General features: G+C 72.4%; 5 protein-coding genes. 4 read left to right on the plus strand and 1 reads right to left on the minus strand.

Going from position 1 to position 4,449, the window contains the following annotated elements:
* Window positions 1-61: 61 nt before the first annotated feature.
* Complete coding sequence (locus ACWCYO_RS37500; RefSeq protein ID WP_449786721.1) at window positions 62-820, minus strand: SDR family oxidoreductase; 759 nt, start codon at window positions 818-820, stop codon at window positions 62-64.
* A gap of 185 nt (window positions 821-1,005) precedes the next feature.
* Between ACWCYO_RS37500 and ACWCYO_RS37505 the strand changes: the two genes are divergently transcribed.
* The 4 genes from ACWCYO_RS37505 (at window position 1,006) to ACWCYO_RS37520 (ending at window position 4,390) form a co-directional block, all read left to right on the plus strand.
* Window positions 1,006-1,632: a TetR/AcrR family transcriptional regulator gene (locus ACWCYO_RS37505; protein ID WP_270149414.1), complete on the plus strand. Its 627-nt coding sequence runs from the start codon at window positions 1,006-1,008 to the stop codon at window positions 1,630-1,632.
* 298 nt (window positions 1,633-1,930) lie between these two features.
* The gene (locus tag ACWCYO_RS37510) at window positions 1,931-2,212 is read left to right on the plus strand and encodes an ABC transporter permease (protein WP_270149416.1); all 282 of its coding nucleotides are present in this window, start codon (window positions 1,931-1,933) and stop codon (window positions 2,210-2,212) included.
* A 15-nt stretch (window positions 2,213-2,227) separates the two neighbouring features.
* Window positions 2,228-2,995 carry a hypothetical protein gene (locus tag ACWCYO_RS37515; protein WP_270149418.1) on the plus strand — a complete coding sequence of 256 codons (768 nt, stop codon included), beginning with the start codon at window positions 2,228-2,230 and terminating at the stop codon, window positions 2,993-2,995.
* 6 nt (window positions 2,996-3,001) lie between these two features.
* Entirely contained in the window at window positions 3,002-4,390 is a 1,389-nt protein-coding gene (locus tag ACWCYO_RS37520; RefSeq protein ID WP_270149420.1) for a hypothetical protein, read from the plus strand.
* Window positions 4,391-4,449: the final 59 nt, after the last annotated feature.

The raw sequence follows: 4,449 nt of genomic DNA on the forward strand, positions 1-4,449 counted from the left end.
CTGCGCTCGGCGGGGGCATTCGCCCACGCGCACCTCTTGCCGGTTCGCTCGCTGCGCTCGCTCACAGCCCGCCGCCGAGGGTCACGCCGCCGTCCACCACCAGGGTCTGGCCGGTGATCCAGCCGGCTTCCGGGGAGAGCAGGAAGGCGACGGCGCCCGCGACGTCCTCGGGGACGCCGAGCCGGCCCAGCGGGTAGGCCTTGGTGACCTCCTCCTCGCGGCCCTCGTACAGCGCCTCGGCGAACCTGGTCTTCACCAGGGCGGGGGCGACGGCGTTGACCCGGATGCCCTGCGGGCCCAGCTCGGCGCCGAGTTCGGTGGTGAGCCGGATCAGCGCGGCCTTGCTGACGCCGTACATGCCGATGCCGAGCGAGGCGCGGATGCCGGTGATCGAGGCGACGTTGACGATCGAGCCGCCGTGCTCGCCCATCCAGGCGGCGTGCGCCCGGCGGGTCCAGGCCAGCGGGCCGAGCACGTTGACGGCCATGATCTTGGCGGCGGCGGCCTCGTCGGTCTCCAGGACCGGCCCGTAGACCGGGTTGATGCCGGTGTTGTTGACCAGGTGGTCGAGCCGGCCGAAGGCCTCCAGGGTGCGGGCGACGGCCTCCTCCTGGTGGGCGGGATCGTCGGCCTTGCCCGCGACGGCGATCGCGTTCTCCGGGCCGCCGAGGTCGCGGACGGCCTCGGCGAGCGGCTCGGGGTTGCGGGCGGTGAGGCAGACCTTGGCGCCGCGCTCGACCAGTTCGCGCGCGATGCCGAGGCCGATGCCGCGGCTCGATCCGGTCACGACGGCCACCCGGCCCTTGAAGGAGTGCGCCACGGAGGGTCCTGCCTTTCCGGCGAGGGTCTGGTTCGGAAACGCTGAGGTTCAGCACTGCGGCACTGCAGCCTGCTGACTAAGCGCTTGCTCAGCATGGTGTCGGTGCGGCAGCCTGTCAACAGTCCGCGGGCCGCAGTGAGCGGCCGGCGGGAATGCCCGTACGAATCCTCTGGGAGGATGGCGCCATGACCAGCACGCCGATCGCCGACCTCTGGCCGACCCTGCCCGGCGCCGACACCCGCCCCGAGGCGGCGTACCGGCTGCTCCAGGCGGCCGTCGAGTCGTTCGCGGAGCGCGGCTTCCACGCCACCACCACCCGGGACATCGCCACCGCTGCCGGGATGAGCCCCGCCGCGCTGTACATCCACTACCACTCCAAGGCCGCCCTGCTCGCCGAGATCAGCCAGGCCGGGCACGCCGCCACGCTGGCCCTGGTGCGGGAGGCGGCGGCCGGGGAGGGCGGCCCGGCGGAGCGGATGCGTCGCCTGGTCGAGCAGTTCACCGCCTGGCACGCCCGGGCCCGCACGGTCGGCCGGGTGGTCAACTACGAGCTGCACGCGCTGCCCGAGGACGCCTACGCCGTCGTCGCGGCGCTGCGGCTGGACATCGAGCGCGAGGTCAGCGAGCTGATCGGGGCGGGCGTGGCGGCCGGCGAGTTCGAGGTCTCGGAGGTGCGCACGGCGGCCCGGGCGGTCACCTCGCTGGGCATCGACGTCTCCCGCTGGTACACCGAGCGCTCCTCCGAGACGCCGGAGGAACTGGGCCGCCGCTACGGCGAGTTGGTGCTGCGGATGCTCGGCGCCCGGATCTGACCGCCGGCCCTGCGCCACACCCTTGACCAGCCCCGGGGCCGCGGGCACACTCGTATACGAAGTACGTGTGCCTCGTAGGCGTACAGCGCCGACTTCCGACGCATCCCGGTTCGTGCCAGACGGACCCCGGCGCGATTTCCGTCACCGCGCACCCCAGCAGTACCTTCCGCGGCGACCGCGCCCCCGACCCGCGGCGCCGGCGGGAACAGGCCCCGACCCCGGGCCGGCCGGCAGGTCGGTCGTGTGCGCGGTACGCCGGGCGCGGCCCGGGCAGGGGGAGAGGGGAGGCGCGCAAGCGATGCCTTCCCGGCGAGGAACCACCCCGCAACGATCGAGCCCGGTCCGGCCCCGCTTCTGGCTGGAGACGGCCCTCGGCGGGCTGTCCGGGCTGCTTTTCCTGCTCACCCTGGTGTGGCCGCAGTGGATCGAGGCGCTCCTCGGCGTCGATCCGGACGCCGGCAGCGGCGCGGCCGAGTGGCTGCTGGTCGCCCTGACGGCCGCGGTCACGGCCGCCTGCCTGCTCGGCGCGCGGGTCGAGTGGCGCCGGGCGCACCAGGCCCCGGCCCGCCTCGCGCGGTGAGCGGAGAGGAGAATCATGACCGACAGAGCTCCCGCAGCCTCAGAGGAACTGAAGAGACTCGTCCGGGAAGCCCCGTTGAGCTTCCTGGGCACGGTCACCCGGGTCGGCGGCACTTCGCTCGCGGCCTTCCCGGCCGATGTCAGGGACGACCGGACCACCGTGGTCAAGGTGAACGAGGTGCTGCACGCACCGGATGCCTTCCGGCACCTCGCGGGCAGCGAGGTCACCGTCCAACTGGCCTCCGACGCCGACCTGTTGGAGGTCGGCGAGACGGCCGCCTTCTTCACCCGGGGGATGGTCTACGGCGAGAGCCTGGGCCTGGCCGAGGTGGGGCGGCTGCCCGCCTCCGCCGTCCAGCCCCACGTCTCGATGGCGGCCACCACCGCTGACGAAATGCCGTTGTCCTCGGTGCAGCGCGAGAACCGGAACAAGGACATCGCCGAGCACGCCCGGGCCGCGGACGCCGTGGTCGTCGGCACCGTGGCCGCCCTTGAGGACCTCGGACTGCCGGCGTTCTCCGAGCACGCCCCGCTCCTGTGGCGCGCCACACTGGACGTCTCGCACGTCGAGAAGGGCCCGGTCAACGGACGGACCACCTTCCTCTACCCGCGCAGCGGGGACGTCCGCTGGCGCCACATCCCCAAGCCGGTGGCGGGGCAGCTGGGCCTTTGGCTGCTGCACGACACACCGTCCGACCTGGCGGCGCAGGCCCCGTACCAACTGAGCGATCCCGACGACTACCAGCCGGTGCAGAACCTCGCCGTGCTGCGAGAAGGGCAGTGAGCCGACATGCCCACCATCAAGGTCGTCAACATCACCCCCAGGGCGCAGAGCGGCGACGCGAATCTGGACGGTGAGCCCAACCTCGCGGTCAACCCGGAGAATCCGCAGGAGATGGTCGCGACCGCCTTCACCCCCGACCCGCTGGGCGGGCCGCGGGCCCCGGTCTACGTCTCGACCGACGGCGGGAACACCTGGGTGCTGAACAGCGTCGTCCCGGGCGACGCCCCAGGCAGCGGTACCGGGGACATCAGCGTCGGCTTCGCCGCGCGGGGTGGCACGCTCTACGCGGGCATCCTCAACGGCGACACCGACGACCTGGAGATCCTGCGCGCGACGAACATCACCTCGACCACTCCGATGACGGTCCTGGAGAGGGTCTCCTCGCAGGACATGCCGGACCAGCCCTGGGTGGTCACCGGCACCGCCGCGGCCGGCAACGGCGGCCAGGACGTCGTGTACGTCGGCAAGAACACCCTCGGCAACGCGCCCCAGACCGCCATGGTGGCGGTGTCGGCCAACGCCCGTACGGGTACGGGCGCGTTCGCCGACGTCAACGTCGACCAGCGCCCCGCCACCACACCGCAGGACGGGCCGCCGATCCGGCTCGCCGCCCACCCCGGCGGCCAGGTCGTCTACGCGGCGTTCGAGAACTGGACCGATTTCGACCAGCGCACCTCGGTCGTCACCTTCGACGTCGTGGTGACCCGCGACGACAACGGCGGTCTCGGCCCGTTCAAGAACCTCGCGGACCCGGGCGGTGCGGTCGGCCGGTCGGTGGTCAGCGGGCGGACCGTGCCGTTCAACGTGCACGTGGCGTCGTTGGGCCAGGAGCGGACCGGCGCGGACCTGTCGATCGCGGTCGACCCCAACGACGCCGACAGTGTGTGGATCGCCTGGTGCGACGGATTCGGCGGAACCGTCCCGACCGACTACGTGCTGCACGTCCAGCACTCGGGTGACGGCGGGAAGACCTGGGCCGAGGCCCGCCAGGACCTCATCAACGCCAAGAACCCCTCGCTGGCGGTCAACTCCGACGGGCTGGTCGGACTGGTCTACCAGCAACTCGCCGAGAACCAGTGGACGACGACGCTGGAGCTGACCTCGGACGGCTTCAAGACCATGGAGAGCCACGTCCTGCACCAAGCTCCGGGCAATGTGCCGAAGGCCCCACCCGGCCACCTGCCGTACCTGGGCGACTACATCCGGATGCTCGCGGTCGGGAAGGACTTCTACGGCGTCTTCGTGGGCAACAACACCCCGGACAACGCCAACTTCCCGGTCGGCGTGACCTACCAGCGCAACGCCAACTTCACCACCCACCAACTGTTCGCCCTCGACGGTGTCACCCGGGTGCCGCCGTCCCTCGACCCGTTCTTCTTCCACCGGGCCGCCTGAGCCCACAAGTCCGGGCGCCCCCCCCCCCCCGGCCGGGGGGGGGGCCCCCCCTCGGGGCC

The organism is Kitasatospora sp. NPDC001683, assembly GCF_053596495.1.